Below are 23,779 nucleotides of genomic sequence, written 5' to 3'. Positions count from 1 at the left end.
TTACACTCCGAAGATGCTGGCGCCGGTATCCGCGGTGCCTACAGCGTTGCGAAACGCGCCGAACAGATCGCGCCCGACACCATGTTGGTTGGCAGAAAGGTCAGCCGTGGCCGGAGTGCGGTCAAGCACACCTGGGGTGAGGATTTCGAGCGCGCCGTTTACGGCATCCACGCGCAGAATGTCGCCATCCTGCAAATAGGCGATCGCGCCGCCATCCAGAGCCTCGGGGCAGATATGAATGGCAGCGGGAACCTTGCCGGAGGCGCCGGACATACGGCCATCGGTCACCAGCGCCACCTTTTGCCCCCGGCCCTGAAGGATCGACAGCATCGGCGTCAATGAATGCAATTCGGGCATGCCATTCGCTTTGGGTCCCTGAAAGCGCACAACGACGATGACGTCATCCGTAAACTCTCCGGCTTTGAACGCCGCCTTGACCGCATCCTGAGTTTGGAACACCCGTACCGGGGCCTCGACCACCTGATGCTCGGGGGCAACCGCCGAAACCTTCATCACTCCGGTACCCAGATTGCCGCTGAGCCGCGAGAGACCTCCTGTAGGTTGGAACGGGTCTTTGGCGGGGCGCAATATCTTGTCATTCAGGCTGTGGCCTGCGCCGTCCTCCCAGGTCAGATCGCCGTCTTTCAGCTTGGGTTCTTTGGTATAATTGTGCAGCCCCTGCCCCGCGACGGTCAGCGTGTCGGGGTGCAGCAACCCGTCTTCGAGCAGCGTGCCAATGCAATAGCCCAGCCCGCCCGCGGCGTGGAAATGGTTCACATCAGCCAGTCCGTTGGGGTAGACCCGCGCAACCAAAGGCACCACGGCGGAGATTTCGGAAAAATCCTGCCAATCCAGCACGATGCCGCCCGCGCGCGCCATCGCGATCAGGTGGATCAGCAGGTTTGTCGACCCGCCCGTGGCCATCAGACCGACGATGCCGTTCACAAAGGCACGTTCGTCAAGTATCTGGCAGACCGGCGCATAGTTGTTGCCCAGCGCACTGAGCGACAGAGCACGGCGCGCACCTTCTTCAGTCAGCGCATCGCGCAGCGGTGTGTTTGGATTAACAAAGCTGGATCCCGGAAGGTGCAGGCCCATGAACTCCATCAGCATCTGGTTGGTATTGGCGGTGCCATAAAAAGTGCAGGTGCCGGGGCCATGATAGGCGGCCATCTCGGCGGCCATGAGCTCGGCGCGGTTGATCTCTCCGGCGGCGAATTTCTGGCGGATCTTGGCCTTTTCGTCATTTGGCAAACCGCTGATCATCGGGCCTGCGGGCAGGAATACAGCAGGCAGATGGCCGAACGCCTGCGCGCCGATCACAAGGCCGGGCACGATCTTGTCGCAGACCCCCAGAAACACGGCAGCGTCATAAGTGTTGTGGCTCAGCGCCACCCCTGTGGCCAGCGCGATCACGTCACGTGAGAACAGCGACAGTTCCATCCCCGCCTCGCCCTGCGTGACGCCGTCACACATTGCCGGTACGCCACCTGCCACCTGTGCGGTTCCACCTGCGGCGCGGATCGCATCGCGGATCAGGCCGGGATAGCGCTCGAACGGCTGATGGGCCGACAGCATGTCGTTATAGGCAGTAACTATGCCCAGATTGCCCGCCGTACCAGTGGCCATCGATTGTTGGTCATCGCCTGCGCCGGCATAGGCGTGGGCCTGACCGCTGCAGGACAGATGCGCCCGCGCCGGGCCTTTGGACCGGGCCTGTTCCATCCGCTCAAGATGCGGACCACGCAAATCGGCGCTGCGCGCTATAATCCGTTGCGTGACGTCGGTGATAACTGAATTAACCATGTCTAACCTCCGATCTGACGCCAGCGGCGCCCGTCGCGATGCATCAGCATCAGAGCTTCTTCAGGCCCGGAACTGCCTTGATCATATTTCGATGGCCGGTCACCCCGGTTTTCCCAACCCTGAATAATAGGGTCAACCCAAGCCCAGGCGGCTTCGGCCTCGTCGCCACGCATGAACAGGGTCTGGTCACCGCGGATCACATCCATCACCAGCCGTTCATAAGCGTCCTGAGCCCGCGCATCTGCGCCCAGCGCCTCGGCAAAACTCATATCCAGCGACACATCCGACAGCCGGAATCCGCCCGGACCGGGATCTTTGATGGTGGTGCGCAGGGTTATCCCTTCGTCCGGTTGCAGACGGATCACCAGCACATTTCCATGCAATGGCCCTACATTGGGGAAGATAGTGTGTGGAGGATCCTTGAAGTAGACGGCGATTTCCGACTCGCGCGCACGCAAACGTTTTCCGGTGCGCAGATAAAAAGGCACCCCAGCCCAACGCCAGTTACCCAAATGAACCTTTAGCGCAATATAGCTTTCTGTCCGGCTTGCAGGGTTGCCGACATGGTCCAGATACCCGTCACCGCCCTCGCCCGTGCGGTATTGACCGCGGGCGATATCCGCAGGCATCACCGGCTCAAGCGCCTCGATCACTTTGACCTTTTCATCGCGAACCGCGTTGGGAGAGAACTTGGACGGCGGCTCCATCGCTGTCAGGCACAGCAGCTGTACCAAGTGGTTCTGGATCATATCCCGCATTGCACCCGACTGATCGTAATAGGCCCCGCGCCCTTCGACGCCGACGGTTTCAGCCACTGTGATCTGGACGTGGTCGACATGTGTTGCGTTCCACAACGGCTCGAACAGGGAATTGGCAAAGCGCAGGGCCATCAGGTTCTGCACGGTCTCTTTGCCCAAATAGTGATCGATCCTATAGATCTGATGTTCTTCGAAACAGGCGCGCAGCCCTTCGTTCAGCGCCTTGGCCGAGGCCAGATCATGACCAAACGGCTTTTCCACAACGATACGACTGTCAGGCGTTGCAAGATCGTGATCGTTCAGCCGTTTCGCAATGCCCGAGAACAAGCTTGGGCCGACAGAAAGGTAAAACGCTCGCACAACGTCTGGGCGCAATGACTTGGCCAGATTGTCCCAGCCCGCATCACCCAAGGCATCAACCTGTACATATTCCACGCGTGACAGAAAGCGGTCCAGAACGTCTTTTTTGAATTCCGGCGCGAACTCTTTCATCGAGGCGCGAATCTGATCCCGAAACGCGTCACTATCAATGGCGGATCGGGCGGACCCGATAATCCGGGCTTCGTCTGGCATCTGGCCGACTTCGAAACGATGACACAAACCCGGCAGAATTTTTCGCTGCGCCAGATCACCGGTCGCGCCAAACAGCACCAGATCGAACGGGTTAACGGGAATTACGCGTGAAACCATCGTCGGGCTCCTTCAATCCTCTGCTGAACCACAATAGCACTTAAAGCTAACAGCGCCGGTGAATAGAAAATGTTATCGCTAACATTCACTATTTCCTTAGGCAAAGCGAGAAAAGAAAGCAAGGGTGGATTTGACGCACTACCCCTGGCTGCGCAACCATTCCATCACAGCCGGTCGCACGGATTGCTCTCCGCGATGACGAGCGTCCGATATGATCTTGCGCACTGCTTGCAGATCTGCCCGCAACAATACGCTTTTGACCGGCCCAATCGACGCCGGGCGCATCGACAACGTCCGGATTCCCATCGCGGCCAGACACAGCGCCTCGACCGGGCGTCCTGCGTCTTCACCGCAGAAGCTGAGTGGCGTATCCGAGATGTTGCAGCGTTCTACGATCCGTTCGATAAAAGTCAGGAAACTGACATTCAGCGAGTCATAGCGGCGGCGGACCAACTCGTTTTCACGGTCGGCAGCAAAGAAGAACTGTTTCAGATCATTGCCACCAATCGAAATGAAATCGACTTCGTCAAAAAACTTCTGCGGTGCAAAAGCGAGTGAGGGTGTTTCCAACATCGCTCCGACTTCAATACTTTCAGGCAGGGCATGGCCCAGACGTTTCTCGCGGTCGATGGTCTTATTCACTTCCCATCGCGCTTCATAATACTCTTCCGCTTGTGCCACGAATGGGAACATGACCGTCAACGGACGACCATTGGCGGCCCGGATCAGAGCCTGCAGCTGCATCCGCATCACGCCGCGTTTATCCAGGCCAACCCGAATTGCGCGCCAGCCTAAGGCCGGGTTCGGCTCCTCGATATGTTTCATGTAGGGCAGAACTTTGTCGGACCCGATATCCAGCGTGCGAAATACCACGCGCTTTTTATCGGCCGCATCCAGAACCCGCTGATATTGCGTCACAAGCTCGGAACGCTTGGGCATCTTATTGCGGATCAGGAACTGCAGCTCGGTACGAAACAGGCCCACGCCTTCGGCACCGGAATTGTTCAGCGAAGGCAGGTCCGCCATCAGACCCGCGTTCATCACCAGATTGATCCGCTCTCCATCCCGCGTCACCGTGGGCGTTTCGCGGATTGAGGCATAGCGTTCCTGCGCCTTGGCCTGCATCGCGACCTTATCACGGAACGCGCTGACCACGGTATCTTCTGGTCTCAGCTGCACAGTGCCCTGATCGCCATCAACCAGGATATGGTCTCCGTTCAGGGCCTCGGTCGTAATGCGGCCGACATGGACCACCAGTGGTATGGCCAAAGCACGGGCAACAATGGTGGCATGGCTTCCGACCGAGCCCTCTTCGAGCACGATGCCTTTCAAGGACCGGCCATATTCCAGCAGGTCACCTGGACCGATATTCCGGGCAACCAGGATTGGGTCCGGTGGCAGGTCGGCACTGTTTGTCTGCCCTTGCCCGGTCAAAATGCGCAGCAGACGGTTGCTAAGATCGTCCAAATCCGCCAATCGCTCGCGCAGATAGGGGTCGGAGACTTGGCTCATGCGCGCGCGCGCCTGGGATTGTTCCTTTTCCACCGCAGCTTCGGCGCTAAGCCCAAGTGCAATGTCCTCTTCCATCCGGCGCATCCAGCCCTTGGAGTTGGCGAACATGCGATAGGCTTCCAGAACCTGTAGCTGTTCCTTGTCGCCGTTCTTGGATATCTCGAGCATCTTGTCGACACCGACGCGCAATTCTTCGACCGCCTCGGTCAGACGTTCTTGTTCGCGATGCGGGTCATCGGCAATCGGGTTGGTAACAACAACGCGCGGTTCGTGCAGCCAGACATGGCCTTCGGCCGAGCCCTCTTGTGCAGGGCCGCCTGTAAACTGAACCGGTTGCTGGTGGCGTGGCGACAGGGCCGCGCCCTCGCCAACGAATGCTCCCAGTTCAGCCATTTCGGCCAGAACCATTGCAACCACTTCCAGCGCATAAACTTCATCCGCAGAATATTCGCGCGCGTTTCGGGACTGAACAACCAGAACGCCAAGCTTTTCACCCAGCCGCTGAATCGGCACACCCAGAAAAGACGAGAAACGCTCCTCGCCCGTTTCCGGCATATAGCGAAAGCCCTTGGCTGACGGCGCATCGGGCGTATTCACGATTTTGCCGGATTTCGCGACGCGCCCCACCAGTCCTTCGCCCATGCGCATACGGGTCTTATGAACAGCCTCGGGCGACAGGCCTTCGGTCGCACAAAGTTCCAGGGTTTCTTCGTCGCGGAACAGATAGATCGAGCAGACCTCGGCCCGGATACTGTCTGCGATCAAGTGAGTGATCCGGTCAAGACGTTCCTGACCGGCAGCTTCGCTCGCCATCTCTTCACGCAGCCGCCCCAGCAGCTTACGGGATTCTGTTTCAGTGCCGTCTGCCATAGCCCAACCAGTCTAAGGTTTCAGGCGTGACCCTTGGCTGAATTGCTCAGGCCGCCTTGTCCAATTCAAAGGCATCATGCAGTGCCTGAACCGCAAGTTCCATGTATTTCCTGTCTACCAAGACGGAAATTTTTATCTCAGAGGTTGTAATGACCTTAATGTTGATACCCTCATCCGAGAGTATCTTGAACATTTTGGCCGCAACACCCGATTGCGAACGCATTCCAATCCCGACCACAGAAACCTTGCAGACATCATTATCTGCGACCAGGTCGGCATAGTTCAGCTCTCCTCGGTCTTTCACAGCCAACAGCGCCTTTTCGGCGCGCGTCACCTGATCCGTGGGGCAGGAAAAGGTCATATCCGTGCGCCCTTCGTCCGAGATGTTCTGAACGATCATATCCACATTCACGCCCGCGTCGCTAAGCGCCGTGAAGATGATCGAGGCGATACCGGGGCGGTCCGCCACGGAAACGACGGTCATCTTGGCCTCGTCACGGGAATAGGCCACACCGGCCACAACATTGGATTCCATGATATCCTCCTCGTCGCAGACCAGCGTACCGGCCTCGTCGGATTGTTCTTCAAAACTTGAGAGAACGCGCAATTTCACTTTATATCGCATCGCCAGCTCAACCGAGCGGGTTTGCAGCACCTTAGCCCCAAGCGAGGCCAGTTCCAGCATTTCTTCGAATGAGATCCGATCCAGCTTACGCGCTTTTTGGCAGATGCGCGGGTCGGTCGTGTAAACGCCGTCTACATCGGTATAGATGTCGCAGCGCTCGGCCCCGAATGCGGCAGCAAAGGCCACCGCAGTGGTATCCGACCCGCCACGGCCCAGTGTCGTGATACGGCCTTCAGGGCTGAGACCCTGGAAACCCGCGACAACGGCCACTTTCATGCCCTCGCCGAATTTCTGGTTCAGGTTGTCGGTCGGAATATCCTCGATCCGGGCCTGGCTGTGGGCGCTGGTGGTCAGCAACGGCACCTGCCAGCCCTGCCAACTGCGGGCTGGTACGTCCATCTCTTGCAATGTCAGCGCCATAAGGCCGGCGGTGACGTTTTCCCCCGAAGACACCACGGCGTCATATTCGCGCGCATCAAACAGTGGCGAGGTTTCGTTGACCCAGCCCACCAGCTCGTTGGTCTTGCCCGACATGGCCGAGACGATGACGATCACGTCATAACCCTTGGCCACCTCAACGCCGATGCGCTTTGCAGCACGGCGGATACGGTCCAGATTTGCGACGGATGTGCCGCCGAATTTCATCACGAGTACGGGCATGGGGGCTGATGTCTCCGCGCCTTGGAATTCAGATCCCGTGCGTCTTATGCGAGGGGGGCCGCAAGAGCAAGAGTGCAATACCGCATCAGTCGGGGCCTAGCATCGCTTTACAACCGCGTATGACGGTGTAAGCCTGACGCATCAAATTCACTACGAGGTATTCAATGCACCGTCTTGCCCTTGTCCTTGCCCTATTTTCCACACCTGCGGCGGCGCAAGTCGCCTCGCTGACCGGCACCGACGGTCAAAACGCCTTGGGGAAAGTGCCCTGTGCGACCAGCCCAGGCGAGGCGATGCGCACTTGCAACGCCGAAATGCGGCGCCGTGACGACGGCAGCTCTACGCTTGCGGTTGCGATGGGAAATGGCGAAGTCCGCAACATCTATTTCACCGATGGCATCCCGGATTCGACAAATTCGGCAGCTAAGATCACCTATGAAAACCGAGGCGATGTTATGGTGATTTTCGTTGATCCCGGTGAGGTATATGAGATCCCTAAAGTCGCTCTTGCCCGTCAGTAAGGGTGCGACTGGCCTTCATAGGTTTCAAAGCACCCGGTACTTTCAAGTGACAGAGTATCGAAACGGTTGATCAGGCCCTGAACAGCCTTATCAACCGTGATATCAGCCCCGGTCCCACCCATATCCGTCTGAACCCAGCCGGGGTGGTAAATGCCTACTGAAATGCCGTCGCCGCGCAGGTCCACAGCAAGATTGCGCCCCAGGTTCAGAACCGCCGCCTTGGACGAGCGGTAGATATAGCTGCCACCAGGTGCTCGCGTGTGCGAGGCCATCTGCGAGGATAAAATCGCAATCTTGCCCTGTGCCGCGCGCAGATTGGGCAACAAGGCCTGAACTGTCAGAAAGACCCCCGTCACATTGGCAGCGAAACTCTGCGCCCACATTTCGGCGGGGTAGCCATCGATGGTTTGGGATTTATCCAGATATACACCGGCATTGCAGACCAGCAGATCAACAGGGCGCATTGCCAGTTTTTCCGCCATCGCTTGATGTTGTTTCGGGTCTGTTACATCCAGCGCCACCTCCGCGCTGCCATCCCGAGCCGTGCCCGTTACGTCGCATTCTTGCGCCCGATACCTGTCCGCCAGAACCTTTCCGATCCCCCGCCCAGCACCGGTGATAACAACATGCATGGGCTAGTTCGTCTTGCGCGAAGGTACGAAAGGCAGCGGCGCAACAGGAACGCCGTCATCGATCAATGCCCTGGCTTCTTCTGGCTTGGCCTCGCCATAGATCGCACGTTCCGGCGCGTCGCCCAAATGTATCTTACGGGCCTCTTTGGCAAAATCCTTGCCAACATAATCCGAGTTGTCCTCGACTTTGCGCCGCAGCTCAGAAAGGGCTTTCTCGACATCAACGCTTGGCGTTGCCATGTTGACGACCTCATCCCGAGATGCCGGAACCGAGGTACGAGATTCGACCGTACGTCCGGGGCGGACACGCGGGGTCATGATTGCTTTTTCAACTTGCGGATCACCGCACACAGCGCATGTCACCATGCCCGCGGCGGCAAGTTTGTCGTAAGCGGCGGCTGATTGAAACCAACTGTCAAAGCTGTGACCGCTATTACATTTCAACGCATATTGAATCATGTTCTGTCCAGATGTCGGATGCCAAATAGATACCAACCACTATTGCAATGGCAAGCCCCTGAGGGGGACATCAGTGATACAAATGCTCTACATTGCGTAACAATGATGCAAGATCGGGCGAATTAACCCGAGAGGCGGCATGTCCCAGCGAAAACCACCTGCGCTTGCGCTCTTGCCATTCAGGGTATCGCGCGGCCAGGGATTTGACCACCAGCGGATAGACATCGACCAGATAAACCGCTGATCCTTTCTTGTACCTCCGCTTGTAATGCAGGAACTGCCCAAAGGCATTTGGAGTGCAAGTACCGGTCACACCCGCCTCTTCCCAGGCTTCTTGACTGGCTGTCCCGGAGGGTGAGAGGCCTTCGATCAAATTCCCCTTGGGTATTATCCAACGACCGGAACCACGCGTTGTAATGAGCAACACTTGAGGCGTGCCGCGTTGGACACGATAGCACAGAGCTGCCGATTGCCGTACGACTCGTACAGTGCCCGCTTGATGCAGGTTGAGTTGCCTTTGCTCGATCACGTCCTGCTGCCTCTCCAGGGAACGTTTTATCCGCCTGCCCGGTGCGCTTTTGCGCTTATTTATCGGACCTGCTCCTGAAGAATGCCATATGAAGCGTTATTTTTCAATCCCTTGCATCCGCGCCTCAAGTTTGCGGATCAGAACCTCATGCGGAATATCGGCATCTACTGACAGCCGCCTCAGGCCAAAATGGACGCGGGCGATCTGTTGGTAATAGCGTGTATAGACATAATTCGTACCGCCGCCGGCTATGGCGCCCAACACAGGCACAGATTGCGCAGCCAGTTTTTGCCCCAAAACCACCGCCAGTTTCGGGGCAACGGCAGATATCAGCTTTTGCAAAGCTGGGCCTGTCAGGGTCAGGCGCGCCGAAAAGAAACCCAGATCCGCGCCGTCATCGAAAGACATCGGACCAGCGGCTGACAATACCCGGACACAGTCGAATTTGACACCATCCTCAGAAGGGTCAAACCCTTCGCGCGCCGCAGCGCCCTGAATTGAACGCAGCAGCATGGTCGTGGTTGCCGGTAACTCCATCAATGCGGTCGGAACGCCACCGATACCGCCTGCAGCTCCCATGGCTGTCGTCAGGGCCGTATTGACCCATGGCAACTGATCGGGCACCGCCCTACGCGACCCTTCAGCCGCGTTCATCGCAATCCAAAGCGCCTTTTCTGTCGCCCCGGTTAGGACTTCGCGCACAGATGGCGGCAGCTGTTCAAGCAATGACTCTGCCGAGCCACCGACACTGTTCAACAACTTGACGCCCGGCCCTCCGGCGGATTGGTAAAATCCGGCCAAACGGTCCAGTTCCGCTTCGGCATTGAGTTTTCCGACAAGAACCATGTCCTGCATAAGTACCCTCCTGCCCCTAGAACATCGGCACTTACCGCAACGGTTTCAATAGCTCAGCGGCTCCAGCGGGTTACCGGACCAGTTATTCCGTCCCATCCGCCGGGTATCAGGTCCACGCCCAGAACCCGATCCGGGTTGGTTGGCGGGGGCATCTCGACCCCGGTCAGACGGGTGAAACCAAACCGAGCATAATAGGGTGCATCCCCGACCAACATGACCCTGTCCCAACCCTTGGTTCGCCCGGCCCGCAATCCTTCATGGATCAAAAATCCACCCAGTCCTTCACCTTGATGGGTCGGGTGGACGGCCACAGGGCCCAAAAGCAGCGCGTCCTGATCGCCAACATGCACGGGCCAGAATCTTATTGCACCGGCCAGGATATCCTGCCCGTCCCGCACCACTTGTGACAAGCCTGACATTGGCGGAACATCATCGCGCAGGCGATACGAAGACAGCGCTTCGCGCCCGGGCGCAAAGCACAAATCGTACAAAGCCTCGACTTCCCACCAATCGTCCGGCTCCTCCGGCCTGATCACGAATTGCTGCACCCTGCCCTCTTTTCCTAGCTGGAATTCGCCCTAGCACTTCGTTACGCCTTGGGCAAACGCTTGGAGACCTTATGTTCTATCGCCCAGAAGACGGCCATGGCCTGCCACACAATCCGTTCAACGCCATCATCACCCCCCGCCCGATCGGCTGGATATCAACCCGTGGCGCGGATGGGACCAACAACCTCGCGCCCTATTCGTTCTTTAATGGTGTGGCCTACACACCCCCGCAGGTCATGTTTGCCTCGACCGGAACCAAGGCCGATCAGGACGGTGGAAAGGACAGCATCGCCAATATCGAGGCAACAGGCGTATTCTGCGTGAACGTTGTCGCCCACGCCCACCGCGACGCCATGAACGCCAGTTCAGCCGCGCTGCCCAAACATGTCGACGAGTTCAAACACGCCGGCCTCACCGCAATCGAATGCGAGACCATTCCCTGCGCCCGTGTCGAAGGTGCCCCAGCCGCACTAGAATGCAAGCTCACGCAGATCGTGACCCTGCCCGGACAGGCGAACCGGGTTGTGTTCGGCGAAGTGACAGGGGTGCATCTGCACGACGACCATATGCGGGATGGCAAATTCGATGTGACGTCTTTCAAACCACTGGCACGGCTTGGCTACCGGGATTATTCGGTCGCGTCCGAGCTGTTCAGCCTTTCAAGACCGGATGACTAATGCCTTTACCTGACGCATCGCGCCGATACCCAATCACATTGCCTGACGGCTCGGACCACCCGGGAACGGTCTTCCTGTCTCAGGCTATCGACCACCCCAGAATAGAAGCCGGTGAATACAGCTATGCGTCGGATTTCGACGCACCAGAGGATTGGGCGCAACGCCTTGCCCCTTATCTATTCCCGTTTTCCCGCGAAAAACTTGTCTTGGGTAGATTCTGTCAAATCGCCCACGGCGTCCGGTTCATCACTTCATCGGCCAATCACGCCATGAGCGGGGCGACATGCTATCCTTTTCCCGTTTTCGATCCCGAAAAGCTGTTGGAATATCAACCTGACAGGCGCGATACCGTGATCGGAAATGACGTTTGGATCGCATACGGTGCCTTGATCATGCCTGGCGCTGAAATCGGAGATGGCGCCATTATCGGTGCAGGATCCGTCGTGCGCGGAACAGTACCGCCTTATGCAATCGTGACAGGCAATCCTGCAGAAGTACGACGGTATCGGTTTGAGGCCGGTACAATCGACCGGCTGCTTGCTTTGAAGTGGTGGGATTGGCCAACTGATCTGATTACCGAAGCCGAAAGTGCTCTGCTGTCCGGAAACGTCGATATGCTGGAGCGTTTAGCCCCCTAAAAAAGGCGGCCCATTTGGCCGCCTTTCACAATCAGTGCCCACCCAGAATGCCGGTGCGAACAGAATAATCGACCGCCAGCGCGTAATCGGGGTCATCGTCGCTGTCGACCATCAAATGGCCTGCCTTGTTCAGCAGTTTGTGACAGTCACGACTGAGGTGACGGAGCATGACGCGCTTTCCTGCGGCTTCATATTTCGAAGCGATGTTCTCGATGGCCTGCAATGCCGACTGATCCACCACACGGCTTTCGGCAAAATCGACAATCACGGTTTCCGGGTCGTTTGAAACGTCGAATATCTCAACAAATCCCTCGGACGAACCAAAGAACAGCGGCCCTTGAATCTCGTAGACCTTTGCGCCTTTTTCCGTCAGTGAATCGCGGGTGATTGCATGGATACGCTTGGCGTTGTTCCAAGCATAAGCCAGGGCCGAGACGATCACACCAACAACAACCGCTACCGCCAGGTCCTCCATCACGGTCACGACAGTCACCAGCACAATGACAAACGCGTCCATCAAAGGCACTTTGCGCATGATCTTGAACGAGTTCCAGGCGAAGGTCCCGATCACCACCATGAACATCACCCCGACCAAAGCGGCCAATGGAATCTGCTCAATCAGCGGGGAAGCGAACAGGATGAATACCAACAGGAACAGCGCCGCTGCGATACCGGCAATGCGCGTGCGCCCACCTGATTTCACGTTGATCATGGACTGACCTATCATGGCACAGCCGCCCATGCCTCCGAAAAAGCCCGTGGCCACATTGGCAAACCCTTGGGCGATACATTCTTGCGAGGCACCACCACGTTTGCCGGTGATTTCGCCAACAAGGTTCAGGGTCAGAAGCGACTCGATCAGGCCAATCGCTGCCAATATGACGGCGTATGGCAGGATGATCTCAAACGTCTCCCAGTTCAGCGGCACCATCGGGATGTGGAACGGCGGCAAGCCACCTTCGATCGAGGCAAGATCGCCCACCCGTGGGACGTCCAGTCCAAAACCAATCACCAATGCTGCGACGACCATGATCCCTGCCAAAGGCGCCGGGACAATGCGTGTAATGCGCGGCACGATAAGGATCACCGCCATAGTCAGGCCGACCAGACCCAACATGGTAAAAAGCTGAATACCGGAAAGCCATTCGCCACCGCTCATGCCATGGCCCGTGTTTTCCATGCTACCGGGAACTTTGAACTGGCCCATCTGGGCCAGAAAAATCACGATGGCCAATCCGTTCACAAACCCAAGCATCACTGGATGTGGTACCAGCCTGATAAAACGCCCCCAGTGCATCGCCCCTGCGATCAGCTGCAGTATTCCCATCAAAACAACTGTAGCGAAGAGGTATTCGACCCCATGTTCTGCCACCAAGGCAACCATCACCACGGCCAGGGCCCCGGTTGCGCCCGAAATCATACCCGGACGCCCACCGATCAGTGCAGTGATCAGCCCCACCATGAACGCAGCATACAAACCAACCAAAGGATGCACGCCCGCGACAAACGCAAAGGCCACCGCCTCAGGGACCAAAGCAAGTGCAACCGTCAGGCCGGACAGCAGCTCAATCCGAAGGCGCGAGACGGTCAGGCCCTCATCCGGAACCCAACGAAGATCAGGTTTGGCGATACGATTGGCAAAGCTTGCCAGCATAGCTCGGGGCATAGGGCGTCCTGTTGGTTTATGGGTTCGCGCGAAAAAGGGACTTCTATCTGTGAACCGGTTTTTGAGCCACCGCATCAGGCGGGAGGCTGATATGCGCAGCACGCATAGCACATATCTCGCGAATAGGTGAATTGATGTCGGTTCGTTGCCGTCACACCTTGGCTTGACGCTCTGCCTGGCTCGGATAACAACGACCCGAATCCCTGCGAAAAAAGTGATAGAACCACCGGGCGATCACCCTTGTCAAACCATGCAGCGCAGCGCACAAATCGCTGAACAGGCACCAAAATCGGAGAAAACCAGTGACCCAGACCAAGATTGCCGTCATCGGCGGATCAGGCATTTACGACATCGACGGATTGGAGAATGCGCAATGGGTCTCGGTTGAAACGCCTTGGGGTAAGCCTTCGGACCAAATACTGACCGGCGCGCTGAACGGCATCGAGATGGCGTTCCTGCCTCGCCACGGGCGTGGCCACATTCATTCGCCGACGGACGTACCCTATCGCGCCAACATCGACGCGCTGAAACGTCTGGGGGTTACGGATGTGATCTCGGTCTCGGCCTGCGGATCGTTCCGCGAGCATATGGCGCCCGGCGATTTCGTTGTCGTCGACCAGTTCATCGACCGTACCTTAGCGCGGGACAAAAGCTTTTTCAGCTCCGGCTGCGTGGCCCACGTCAGTGTCGCCCACCCGACCTGCCCACGTTTGTCAGATGCTTGCGAGACGGCTGGCAAGGCCGCCGGCATCACCATTCATCGCGGCGGCACCTATCTGGCCATGGACGGGCCGCAGTTCTCGACACTGGCGGAATCCAAAATGTACCGCGAGCATTGGGGCTGCGATGTGATCGGAATGACCAACATGCCCGAGGCTAAACTCGCCCGAGAGGCCGAGCTTTGTTATGCCTCGATCGCCATGGTCACCGATTACGACAGTTGGCACCCGGACCATGGCGAGGTCGACGTGACCGCCATTATCGCCACCCTGACCGGGAACGCCGAAAAAGGCCGGGCGCTGGTCAAGGGCTTGCCAGAGTTGCTGGGGGCAGAGCGCCTGCCCTGTCCGCACGGGTGTGACCGGGCGCTGGAATACGCGATCCTGACCGCGCCAGAAAAGCGTGATCCGGCGCTGCTGGCGAAACTGGACGCAGTCGCGGGGCGGGTGCTCTAGCGATTGGTATCAACCCTATTCCGGTCGGCCGCATCAGTACTTAACCGAAAGGCAGCCTTTTAAGTTCGGTACGGGCGGCAGGGAACGGAGAGGATAGGAATGAAACGGCTCGAGGCCCTGGACGCCGCACGCTTTCTGGCATTTTGCGGCATGGTGCTGGTGAACTTTCGCATCGCGGCGCAGGTCAAACCGACAGATGACTGGGCATCGGCGCTTGTCGATGCACTGGAAGGTCGTGCTGCTGCATTGTATGTCATTCTGGCCGGGATCGGTATTGGCCTGTCCAGCCCTTCTGCTAGGATTCTGTTACGACGGGCTGCATTTCTGTTCGTACTTGGCCTGATCAACATGACCATGTTTGAGGCCGATATCCTGCATTTCTATGCATTGTATTTTGTTGTCGGCGCGGCGTTTCTGTCCTCGTCGATCTTTGGGTTGTGGCTTGGCGCATGCAGTGTCGTTGTCCTGGCCGTTCTCGCCGGTCTTATCTTTGACTATGATCAGGGATGGGACTGGCTTTCCCTGACCCATACCGACCTGTGGACGATACCGGGCTTTGTACGAAACTTGCTGTTCAATGGTTGGCACCCCGTTCTACCTTGGGCAGCGTTCTTGCTGATCGGTATGGCGATTGGGCGATCGCAACTACAGACGGTCTGTGTTCAGCACCGTTTGATCATGTGGGGATTTGGCGCAGCCGTTCTGGCCCTGTTTCCGCAAAAGCTGACAACCGATCCTGACCTGGCCGCCTATCTGGGCACTCAATCCATCCCTCCGGGGCCGTTTTACATTTTGGCCGGGGCTGGAACCGCCTGTGTGGTGATCGGCCTGTTGCTAAAGCTCTGGCCGCGGATTCAGGGGCTGGGCGCCGCGATGGCGCTGACTGCGCCCGGACGGCAAAGCCTGACGCTTTATATTGCGCATATCGTAATCGGGATGGGCATTCTGGAAGAGGCCGGCCTGCTGGACGGATCGCTCAGCGCGCCACAGATCGTTGGCTACGCCTTGGGTTTCTGCGTGCTGTCCTCAGGATTTGCGCTGCTATGGTTCCTGCGCTTCAGACGCGGACCACTTGAGGCGTTGATGCACCGCGTGACCCGGCCCTCAGGGGCTTGACCTTTGCCCATCACCAAAGCTTGATACTGGCGTATCTTAATCGGAGATCACATGCCCTTTGACATCTGGCTGGCCTTTGTGGCCGCATCCACCGCTTTGCTGCTGATCCCCGGCCCCACTGTTCTGCTGGTGCTCAGCTATGCGCTGTCCAAAGGCCGCAGCGTTGCCGTAGCCTCGGCCACCGGGGTGGCGGTTGGCGATTTGGTGGCCATGACAGCCTCATTGCTGGGATTGGGGGCGTTGGTGCTGGCCTCAGCTACGTTGTTTTCTGTCCTAAAGTGGGTCGGCGCGGCCTATCTGGTCTGGCTGGGCATCAAGTTACTGCGCAGCGCCCCATCGGCGGGGCTGCAAGCGGTTGAACCTGACGCAGATATCACTGCGCGAGGCGTCTTTGGTCACGCGGCCGCTGTAACCGCCCTGAACCCCAAATCGATTGCGTTCTTTATCGCCTTCGTGCCGCAATTCCTGCGCCCTGCCGAACCTTTGGGCCCTCAATTCGCGATCCTGATAGGCACCTTCGTCGGGCTGGCCTGGTTGAACGCATTGGCCTATGCCCTTTTGGCAGATCGGCTGCGCCATATGATCGGCCGCGCAAGCACCATTCGTGCATTGACGCGTTTCGGGGGGCTGACCCTGATCGGTATGGGGATCGCCACGTCAATCCTGCGTCGCCCGGCCTGAGGGCCTAATCTACAGCGTGATCCTTCATAAATCCGCGAATAAACCGCCTGATTTCCCGCGCCGCCGACGTGTCGAGTTCCCTGCACAGCTCTACAAAAGCATCGCGCTCGCCACGATCCAGCCGCAGAACCAGCTGGCTGTCCTTTTTGACTGAAATCTTACGATCTGTCCCCGACATGCACTTTGTCTCCAAAAGACTTCAGAAGAAATAAAACGTATATACTTAGTATATATAAAACATATGATGGGCAGCTAACAACCTTGCGGAATCTTTGCAAGTAGCCTGTGTTCAATTCAGGTAATTCTTTTTCGGAACCAACGCATTGGCTAAAAAAGACGACGTCTCGGAAAACCTATCTGGTTTTTTCGGTGAGATAGGCAATCGCACGTTCTAGGAAGATTGCAAGCCAGCACGTTCATTCTGTTCTTGCATGACCGTCCCCGATGGGCCAAACAACCCAGCGTGTTTTGACGCCAGAAGGGGTTGGTCATGTCAAGAAACAAGTCGGTCAAGGATTACATCCGAACCATCGTCGATTTTCCGCACGAAGGGATCATGTTTCGGGATGTCACCACCTTGTTTGCGGACCCGCGCGGGTTTCGCATGGCGATTGACCAGATGTTGCACCCCTATGCTGGCGAACAGATCGACAAGGTCGTGGGGCTTGAGGCGCGCGGTTTCATTTTGGGCGGCGCCATCGCTCATCAGCTGAGCGTCGGTTTCGTCCCCATCCGCAAAAAGGGCAAGCTGCCCGGCACAACAATCAGCCAGGATTACACGCTGGAATATGGCGAGGCTATCGTCGAGATTCACGATGACGCCATCCAACCGGGTGAGAAAATTCTGGTCGTGGATGACCTGCTAGCCACCGGAGGCACCGCCGCCGCCGGGATCAAACTGATCGAACGGCTGGGCGGCGAGATCGTGTCATGTTCCTTCATCATTGACCTGCCAGAACTGGGCGGGCGCAAGGTTCTGGAAGAGATGGGCATGGATGTTCATGTCCTGTGCGAATTCGAAGGACTCTGACGGATCCCGCACTTACAGCCGCAGGACCGCGCCGGGGTTCATGATCCCTTTGGGGTCCAACGCCGATTTGATCGCCCGCATCGCGCTCAATTTGACCGGATCGCCATATCGCTCCAGATCTTCGGTCTTCAATCGCCCGATACCGTGCTCTGCGCTGACAGAGCCCTGGAACTCATGCACAAGGTCATGAACGGCTCTTTTTACCTTCGCACTTTCGGCGTCATACTCTGACCGGGAATGCCCGTTTGGCGGAAACACATTGTAATGTAGGTTCCCGTCGCCCAGATGCCCGAAACAGTTCACCCGATACGGACCAAGCGCTGCCACAACATCTGCACCACGCCGGATAAATTCTGGGATGGCCGAGATCGGCACCGAGATATCGTGGCTTGAGACCGACCCGATCAGCCGGTTTGCATCCGGAATACGCTCGCGCACGGCCCACATGTCCTGCCGCTGCGCCTCGCTTTGTGCAATCACCGCATCGGTGACCAGCCCACGTGCCTCAGCGGCCTCGTACAGCACCTCAAACGCGGTTTCAGGTGATTGGCCCATCGACAAGCCAATCTCGATCAGTACAGACCATTCGGGCGGCTCAGCAAAGGCCTGCCGCGTGTCTGGCAGAACCTCACTCAGGAACAAAAGCCCCTGTTGGTGAATCAGTTCAAATGCGCTGACGCTGTCCCCCATGAGGTCCCGCGCCAGCGCCAGAAAATCAACCGCCGCTTCGGAAGAGGTGACCTGAACCATGGCCGTTCCAACCGCCTCAGGACGGGGAAACAGCTTGAGTGCCGCCGCAGTGATGATCCCTAGCGTCCCTTCGGCTCCGATCAAAAGATTGCGCAGATCATACCCGGTATTGTCCTTTCGCAACCGGCTGAGCCCATGCCAGATTTCGCCACTTGGTAGAACCGCCTCAAGGCCCAGACACAGGTCACGGGCGTTTCCATAGCGCAACACGTTAACCCCCCCTGCATTTGTCGACAGGTTCCCTCCGATCCTACATGACCCCTGTGAGGCGAGGGAAAGTGGAAATAACCGGTTCGCGCCTTCGGCAGCCGCCTGCACATCTGCAAGGATCACACCACCTTCTGCAATCATCACATTCTCTGTCGGATAGACAGCCCGGATCGCTGTCATCCGCTCTAGCGAGATCAGCAAAGGCGCAGGCCCGTCCGACGTCACCTGACCGCCAACCACACCGGTGCCGCCCCCATATGGCACCACCGGGACCGATGCCTCGGCAGCCAATCGGATCAGAACCGCCACCTCCTCGGCCGTTCTGGGCACCGCAAGCACCCCCGCCTGCCCGGAAATCCGACGGCGCGGCTCCTCGAGATATCGCGCGGTGACCGGTCGCAGCACTTCATCCGGCAAGGCGGCGCGAATTGATTGGGCGAATTGATCGTCTGCGGGATTCAGGGTCATGCCCATTCCTTGCCCAAGGCAACAGGTCCCGACAAGCCCTATTCCAACTCGATCAGGTATTGCGGCTCTAACACAACCACCGTTGGCCGTTCCGGAAGTGAGCGCAGGGATACGGTGAATTCAGAAACGCCATCGCGTTCAACGGGGAAGTCCGCCCTGATATCTGTCAGAAACCGATCCAGCGAATAGTCTGAAAACCAATGCATCGGAATGATAACCGAACTCTTCAACCGTTTCAGAACTGTAATCATTTCGGGCAGCGGCATGGTCGTTCCACCATCCACCGCAGCCATAACAACATCCAACCGTCCAAGGGCCGCAAATTGCGCGTCCGACGGAATGTGGTGCAGATGACCCAGATGCCCAATGCACAACCCGGCAACCTCAAACACAAAGATCGAATTGCCACGTTCTTCGACACCGCCATAGACGGACCGGATATCGGTCGAGACATTGCGCACCAGCATCTCGTCCAGATCCAGATGATGTTCGATCCCCTCCCCGAACACGCCCCACCCCTCCAGCACATGCGGAATGGCGGGATCGGGGTATTCGGTCCAATGCGTGCCATGGGCGTGGTTCATCGTCACCACATCGGGAATCAAGCTGGCCCCGCCGATAAAGCCGGTGAAATCAGTCACAGCGTTCAACCCGCCCTGCGTCTGGATCAGAAAAGACGCATGCGCGACATAGCTGATCCGGACGGAATACTCCGGCACCGGATCCTGCCACCCCGCTTTATGCAGGTACTCGATCCCCGGCGCCGCATCCGCAATGGCGATGCAATGGCTTGGCCGACGCTCCTGCGCGACGGCCCCGCCCGAGATCACCATCAATGCAAAAACCACCCAGCGCATGACGTGATTGTAGCGCAAGAGCCCGCCAAGTCATGCCCCTAGTTCATCTGGCCAAAAATACCTCGGGGTTTGGGGCAGAGCCCCAATGGCCTCACCGAGGCCACCTACCCGGCTTCGGTCTTCCCGCGCCGGTCTGACCGCAGGCAGGCATATAACACATGCGTTCGCCAGCGCCCGTCGATCTGCAGATAGGACTGCGCCACGCCTTCGTATTTAAAGCCCGAGCTTTCCAGCAACCTACGCGAAGGTTTGTTTTCGGGCAAACACGCCGCCTCGATCCGACTCAGGTCCAACCGCGTGAAGGCATGATGGACCACCGCGCCAATAGCTTCGCGCATATAGCCGTTGCGGGCAAAAGCCTGACCGGTCCAATAGCCCAGGGTCCCAGCCTGTGCCGGGCCACGGCGCACATTGTCCAGCGTGATCGCACCAACCAGCAGATCATCAGAGCGCCGGAACAGGAACAACGGAATCGCCGTCCCGCTCGCAACAGATCGCTGCGCCCAGTAGACCCGGTTGGTAAAGGACTTCCGGCTCAGATGATCCGAAGCCCAGATCGGCTCCCACTGGGTCAGAAAATCTCTGGACGAGCGCCGCAGCGCTGCCCAGTCATTAAAGTCGGAGTGCACGGGCGGGCGCAAGCTGAGCCGCTCGGTTTCAAGTTTCAGCTTGCGTCTGCCCAGAAGCATCACGCCGCGCGCCTCTCCTGCAAGTCCGCGAGTGTGGGTGCACCTGATACCGGACCATACAGCGCCAGCGCCGCTGGCGCTTGTGCTGCTATCTGTTCGGCAAAGCTGCGGACATCTTCGGTGCTGACCGCGTCAATCTTGGCGACTGTATCCTCAAGCGACGGCACCCGTCCCCAGATCTGCACCAGACGCGCCAGACGCTCGGCCCGGTTCGAGGGGCTTTCCAGCCCCATCAGCATTCCGGCCTTCATTTGCGCACGAGCACGGGCGACCTCTTCGGGGCTCATATCCTCGGCGGCACGCTTCATTTCGTCAATGGTGATCGTCGCCAACTCACCGATCTGATCCGCAGATGTGCCCGCGTAGATCGTGGTAGTGCCCGTGTCGGCATAGGCGCCGGCCTGGGCAAAGATCGTATAGCAAAGCCCGCGTGTTTCCCGAACTTCCTGAAACAAGCGCGAAGACATACCCCCGCCCAGCGCGGTCGAATAAATCTGCGCGGTATAGATCGCGTCGTCGCGATAGCCGGGGCTTTCCAGCGCCAAAGCGAAATGAGCTTGCTCCAGTTCTTTCTCCTGCCGCGCCTCACCACCGGTAAATCGGGCCACTTCAGGGATCAAACCCTTTCGTGGTTGCAGGTGACCAAACATCTCTTCGGCCGTTTTCATCAGTGCATCGTGATCCACCGCACCAGCAGCGGATAGGATCATCTGTTCAGGGCCATAATGCTCGGCCACGAAACCCGACAGATCCTCGCGCGAGAATGCGCTGACGCGTTCAGTGGGGCCAAGTATGGTCCGGCCCAAGGGCTGATCGTGATAGCTTTGCTCTTGCAGCCAGTCAAAGATTACATCGTCGGGCGTGTCATAGGCCTGACCGATTTCCTGTAGGATCACACCGCGTTCGACCTCAATCTCGCGCGGATCGAAGATCGGGTTCAGGACGATGTCACCGATGACATCCATCGCCAGCGCCACATCGTCTTTTAGAACGCGCGCGTAATATGCCGTCACCTCGCGCGAAGTATAGGCGTTGATATACCCGCCCACATCCTCGATCGCTTCGGCAATTTGCAGCGCGGATCGCCGTTTGGTTCCCTTGAACGCCATATGCTCAAGGAAATGGGCTATGCCATTCTGTTCGATCCGCTCATTGCGCGCACCGGCGGTTACCCAGATGCCTATGGCCGCAGATTGCAGCCCCGGCATATGTTCACTGACGATACGGAAGCCGTTCTTCAGTTGGTCTTGTCTGACAGTCACTCGGCGATATGCCCTTTGATATGATCCTCAAGGGCGCCCAGATCATTGGCGATGCGGGTCACCCGTTCCGGACGTTCATACAGATCAGACATGCGAGAGGGAAGAGGCGGATGTACGCCACTCGCATTCTCGACCGCAGCCGGGAACTTGGCCGGGTGTGCAGTCGCCAAAGTGATCATCGGGACGTTCGCGTCGCGGTGCTCCTCGGCAACTTTGATACCCACGGCAGTATGGGGGCAGACCAGTTCGGTGCTGTGGGCCAGCGTGGCTGTGATCGTCGCCAGTGTTTCCTCTTCGGACACGCGGCCCGAGTCGAAGCTTTCGCGCAACGCTTCCATCGCGCCTTGGCTGACATTGAAGCCGCCCGTCTTCAGCTCGTCCATCAGCTGAGCCACAGAATTGCCATCCTCGTCATAGGCATAATACAGCGCCCGTTCAAAGTTCGAGCTGACCTGAATATCCATCGAAGGACTGATCGAAGGGATCGTGTCTCCCTTGAAATACCCTTCGCCTGCCAGACACCGATGCAGAATGTCATTCTGGTTGGTCGCCACTACCAAGCGGTCAATCGGCAATCCCATGCGTTTGGCCAGATAGCCCGCAAAGATGTCCCCGAAATTACCCGTAGGCACGGTAAAGCTGACCTTGCGATGTGGCGCGCCAAGGCTGACCGCAGCTGAGAAGTAATAGACGATCTGTGCCAGCACGCGGGCGAAGTTGATCGAGTTCACCCCCGCCAGTTTCACACCGTCACGGAAGTCGAAATCGTTGAACATATCTTTCAGCGCGGCCTGACAGTCGTCAAAGTCCCCGTCGACGGCCAGAGCATGCACATTGCTGTCCGAAGGTGTGGTCATCTGACGACGCTGCACCTCCGAAACGCGGCCATGCGGATACAGGATAAACACGTCTACCGCATCCAGCCCCCGGAACGCCTCAATCGCGGCAGAACCGGTATCACCGCTGGTCGCGCCCACGATAGTCACCCGATCCCCGCGACGCTTCAGCGCTACCTGGAACAACTGACCGATTAGCTGCATGGCGAAGTCTTTGAAGGCCAGTGTCGGGCCGTGAAACAACTCCAGCAGGAAGTGGTTCTCGTTCAACTGCTTCAACGGTGCGCGGGCGTCATGGCCGAACCCTTTATAGGCGCGGGCAATGATCTGTTTGAACTCATCTTCCCCAAATGATCCGCTGACATAGGGCCACATCACACGAAAGGCGATCTCCTCATAGGACAGGCCGGCCAAAGCAGCGATGTCATCCTGGCTCATCACCGGGATCTCGGCGGGCAGATACAGGCCGCCGTCGCGGGCCAGCCCGGTCAGCATCGCCTCTTCAAAACTCAGTTCGGGCGCCTGCCCGCGGGTTGAGACATATTTCATTGCGCTTCACTTTCTGATGGGGCGCGACCGCGCCACAGGAAATAACCAGTCATCGCAGCCCAGACCAAAGCCAGGCCAAACCATGTGATCGCGTATCCCAGATGATCATTCGGGATGCCCGCAGTGTCCACTGGCAGAGGGGTCACATTCGGATCGGTTTGGGACCGTGCGATCAGCAGAACCGGGTCGGTTCCCAGAGCTGCGGCAAGAGCGGGAACATCGCGGGCAAACCAGATATTAGCAGACAAATCGGGTTCGGGCGTATAGCCGTCGATCTCATCCGGCCAGTGCAGATTGCCCGTCAGTTCGATCTGCCCGGTATGTCTTTCAACCTGTTTGGCAGTGGTTGGGATAAAACCGCGATCGACCAGAATAGTCCGGTCGCCAGTATCGAAAGCTTGGATAACTCGATAGCCAGCGCCTACTTGTTTCACCGAAACCAGAACATGGATTTCACCCGGCTGCATCTCACCCTGGACGAAAACCGGTAAGTACTTGTCCCGTGTCTCGGAAGGCTGCTGCGGCAGGGAAACAGGTTCGGCGGAGATCCGGTCGTTAATCTCGGCCAACACGTCTTGTTTCCACCCAAGCCGCTGTACCTGCCAGACGCCCAGCGACACAAGTACGCCCAGACCGGCGAGCCCGAAGATCAGCAGGAAAGTTATGCGGCGCATGGCGGGGTCAAACCTTGTTGCAGAAACCGGCGTCTT

At 58.0% G+C, this 23,779-nt stretch carries 24 protein-coding genes; 7 read left to right on the top strand and 17 right to left on the bottom strand.

Annotation, left to right across the window (positions count from 1 at the left end; translation table 11 throughout):
• From edd to FN806_RS13570, 4 genes are all read right to left on the bottom strand, one after another.
• Entirely contained in the window at nucleotides 1-1,806 is a 1,806-nt protein-coding gene (gene edd, locus FN806_RS13585) for a phosphogluconate dehydratase (protein WP_142638041.1), read from the bottom strand.
• A 2-nt stretch (nucleotides 1,807-1,808) separates the two neighbouring features.
• Nucleotides 1,809-3,254 (bottom strand): glucose-6-phosphate dehydrogenase, encoded by a 1,446-nt coding sequence (zwf, locus tag FN806_RS13580; protein WP_142638040.1) that lies wholly within the window; start codon nucleotides 3,252-3,254, stop codon nucleotides 1,809-1,811.
• A gap of 138 nt (nucleotides 3,255-3,392) precedes the next feature.
• A complete protein-coding gene (gene ptsP / locus FN806_RS13575; protein ID WP_142638037.1) occupies nucleotides 3,393-5,636 on the bottom strand; it encodes a phosphoenolpyruvate--protein phosphotransferase in 2,244 nt (747 codons plus the stop codon).
• Between the two features lie 46 nt (nucleotides 5,637-5,682).
• On the bottom strand, nucleotides 5,683-6,921 hold the full coding sequence (locus FN806_RS13570) for an aspartate kinase (RefSeq protein ID WP_142638035.1): 1,239 nt from the start codon (nucleotides 6,919-6,921) through the stop codon (nucleotides 5,683-5,685).
• Between the two features lie 164 nt (nucleotides 6,922-7,085).
• Between FN806_RS13570 and FN806_RS13565 the strand changes: the two genes are divergently transcribed.
• Nucleotides 7,086-7,442 (top strand): hypothetical protein, encoded by a 357-nt coding sequence (locus FN806_RS13565; protein ID WP_142638033.1) that lies wholly within the window; start codon nucleotides 7,086-7,088, stop codon nucleotides 7,440-7,442.
• Here the strand turns inward: FN806_RS13565 and FN806_RS13560 are convergent.
• From FN806_RS13560 to FN806_RS13540, 5 genes are all read right to left on the bottom strand, one after another.
• A complete protein-coding gene (locus tag FN806_RS13560) occupies nucleotides 7,436-8,074 on the bottom strand; it encodes an SDR family NAD(P)-dependent oxidoreductase (protein ID WP_142638031.1) in 639 nt (212 codons plus the stop codon). The genes FN806_RS13565 and FN806_RS13560 overlap by 7 nt on opposite strands.
• Before the next feature lie 3 nt (nucleotides 8,075-8,077).
• On the bottom strand, nucleotides 8,078-8,533 hold the full coding sequence (locus tag FN806_RS13555; protein ID WP_142638029.1) for a DUF1178 family protein: 456 nt from the start codon (nucleotides 8,531-8,533) through the stop codon (nucleotides 8,078-8,080).
• A gap of 70 nt (nucleotides 8,534-8,603) precedes the next feature.
• A complete protein-coding gene (locus FN806_RS13550; RefSeq protein WP_271950475.1) occupies nucleotides 8,604-9,062 on the bottom strand; it encodes an NUDIX hydrolase in 459 nt (152 codons plus the stop codon).
• Nucleotides 9,063-9,158: 96 nt separating this feature from the next.
• Nucleotides 9,159-9,917, bottom strand: coding sequence for an EcsC family protein (locus FN806_RS13545; protein ID WP_142638025.1), 759 nt, complete (start codon nucleotides 9,915-9,917; stop codon nucleotides 9,159-9,161).
• Between the two features lie 53 nt (nucleotides 9,918-9,970).
• Complete coding sequence (locus tag FN806_RS13540) at nucleotides 9,971-10,465, bottom strand: GNAT family N-acetyltransferase (protein WP_142638024.1); 495 nt, start codon at nucleotides 10,463-10,465, stop codon at nucleotides 9,971-9,973.
• A gap of 71 nt (nucleotides 10,466-10,536) precedes the next feature.
• On the opposite strand from FN806_RS13540, the gene FN806_RS13535 reads away from it, so the two are divergent.
• Both FN806_RS13535 and FN806_RS13530 read left to right on the top strand, forming a co-directional pair.
• The gene (locus FN806_RS13535; protein ID WP_142638022.1) at nucleotides 10,537-11,142 is read left to right on the top strand and encodes a flavin reductase family protein; all 606 of its coding nucleotides are present in this window, start codon (nucleotides 10,537-10,539) and stop codon (nucleotides 11,140-11,142) included.
• Nucleotides 11,142-11,780, top strand: coding sequence for a CatB-related O-acetyltransferase (locus tag FN806_RS13530; protein WP_142638020.1), 639 nt, complete (start codon nucleotides 11,142-11,144; stop codon nucleotides 11,778-11,780). Before FN806_RS13535 ends, FN806_RS13530 begins: the two co-directional genes overlap by 1 nt.
• A 31-nt stretch (nucleotides 11,781-11,811) precedes the next feature.
• Here the strand turns inward: FN806_RS13530 and FN806_RS13525 are convergent, their stop codons facing one another.
• Entirely contained in the window at nucleotides 11,812-13,446 is a 1,635-nt protein-coding gene (locus FN806_RS13525) for a SulP family inorganic anion transporter (RefSeq protein ID WP_142638018.1), read from the bottom strand.
• Between the two features lie 302 nt (nucleotides 13,447-13,748).
• Between FN806_RS13525 and FN806_RS13520 the strand changes: the two genes are divergently transcribed.
• From FN806_RS13520 to FN806_RS13510, 3 genes are all read left to right on the top strand, one after another.
• Nucleotides 13,749-14,621, top strand: a complete 873-nt coding sequence (locus FN806_RS13520) for an S-methyl-5'-thioadenosine phosphorylase (protein WP_142638016.1) — start codon at nucleotides 13,749-13,751, stop codon at nucleotides 14,619-14,621.
• A 99-nt stretch (nucleotides 14,622-14,720) separates the two neighbouring features.
• The gene (locus FN806_RS13515; RefSeq protein ID WP_142638014.1) at nucleotides 14,721-15,737 is read left to right on the top strand and encodes a DUF418 domain-containing protein; all 1,017 of its coding nucleotides are present in this window, start codon (nucleotides 14,721-14,723) and stop codon (nucleotides 15,735-15,737) included.
• 51 nt (nucleotides 15,738-15,788) lie between these two features.
• Nucleotides 15,789-16,418, top strand: a complete 630-nt coding sequence (locus FN806_RS13510) for a LysE family translocator (protein WP_142638012.1) — start codon at nucleotides 15,789-15,791, stop codon at nucleotides 16,416-16,418.
• 4 nt (nucleotides 16,419-16,422) lie between these two features.
• On the opposite strand, the gene FN806_RS20500 is transcribed toward FN806_RS13510, so the two are convergent.
• The gene (locus FN806_RS20500; protein WP_185956707.1) at nucleotides 16,423-16,596 is read right to left on the bottom strand and encodes a hypothetical protein; all 174 of its coding nucleotides are present in this window, start codon (nucleotides 16,594-16,596) and stop codon (nucleotides 16,423-16,425) included.
• Nucleotides 16,597-16,908: 312 nt separating this feature from the next.
• On the opposite strand from FN806_RS20500, the gene FN806_RS13505 reads away from it, so the two are divergent.
• Nucleotides 16,909-17,448 carry an adenine phosphoribosyltransferase gene (locus tag FN806_RS13505; RefSeq protein WP_142638010.1) on the top strand — a complete coding sequence of 180 codons (540 nt, stop codon included), beginning with the start codon at nucleotides 16,909-16,911 and terminating at the stop codon, nucleotides 17,446-17,448.
• 12 nt (nucleotides 17,449-17,460) lie between these two features.
• On the opposite strand, the gene FN806_RS13500 is transcribed toward FN806_RS13505, so the two are convergent.
• The 6 genes from FN806_RS13500 to FN806_RS13475 all read right to left on the bottom strand — a co-directional run bounded on the left by FN806_RS13500 (nucleotide 17,461) and on the right by FN806_RS13475 (nucleotide 23,743).
• The gene (locus tag FN806_RS13500; protein ID WP_142638008.1) at nucleotides 17,461-18,876 is read right to left on the bottom strand and encodes an FAD-binding oxidoreductase; all 1,416 of its coding nucleotides are present in this window, start codon (nucleotides 18,874-18,876) and stop codon (nucleotides 17,461-17,463) included.
• Nucleotides 18,877-18,914: 38 nt separating this feature from the next.
• Nucleotides 18,915-19,733 carry an MBL fold metallo-hydrolase gene (locus tag FN806_RS13495; RefSeq protein WP_142638006.1) on the bottom strand — a complete coding sequence of 273 codons (819 nt, stop codon included), beginning with the start codon at nucleotides 19,731-19,733 and terminating at the stop codon, nucleotides 18,915-18,917.
• Nucleotides 19,734-19,837: 104 nt separating this feature from the next.
• Nucleotides 19,838-20,422 (bottom strand): GNAT family N-acetyltransferase, encoded by a 585-nt coding sequence (locus FN806_RS13490; RefSeq protein WP_142638004.1) that lies wholly within the window; start codon nucleotides 20,420-20,422, stop codon nucleotides 19,838-19,840.
• The gene (locus tag FN806_RS13485; protein ID WP_142638002.1) at nucleotides 20,422-21,684 is read right to left on the bottom strand and encodes a M16 family metallopeptidase; all 1,263 of its coding nucleotides are present in this window, start codon (nucleotides 21,682-21,684) and stop codon (nucleotides 20,422-20,424) included. Before FN806_RS13485 ends, FN806_RS13490 begins: the two co-directional genes overlap by 1 nt.
• Nucleotides 21,681-23,069 (bottom strand): threonine synthase, encoded by a 1,389-nt coding sequence (gene thrC, locus FN806_RS13480; protein ID WP_142638000.1) that lies wholly within the window; start codon nucleotides 23,067-23,069, stop codon nucleotides 21,681-21,683. The genes FN806_RS13485 and thrC overlap by 4 nt, the downstream gene beginning before the upstream one ends.
• Nucleotides 23,066-23,743, bottom strand: coding sequence for an SURF1 family protein (locus FN806_RS13475; RefSeq protein WP_142637998.1), 678 nt, complete (start codon nucleotides 23,741-23,743; stop codon nucleotides 23,066-23,068). Before FN806_RS13475 ends, thrC begins: the two co-directional genes overlap by 4 nt.
• Between the last annotated feature and the right edge of the window lie 36 nt (nucleotides 23,744-23,779).

It is taken from the genome of Ruegeria faecimaris, from assembly GCF_900182615.1.
Classification (GTDB): Bacteria; Pseudomonadota; Alphaproteobacteria; order Rhodobacterales; family Rhodobacteraceae; genus Ruegeria; species Ruegeria faecimaris.
Note: the sequence above shows the minus strand (reverse complement) of the source record. Positions and strands in the feature narration are given on the sequence as shown.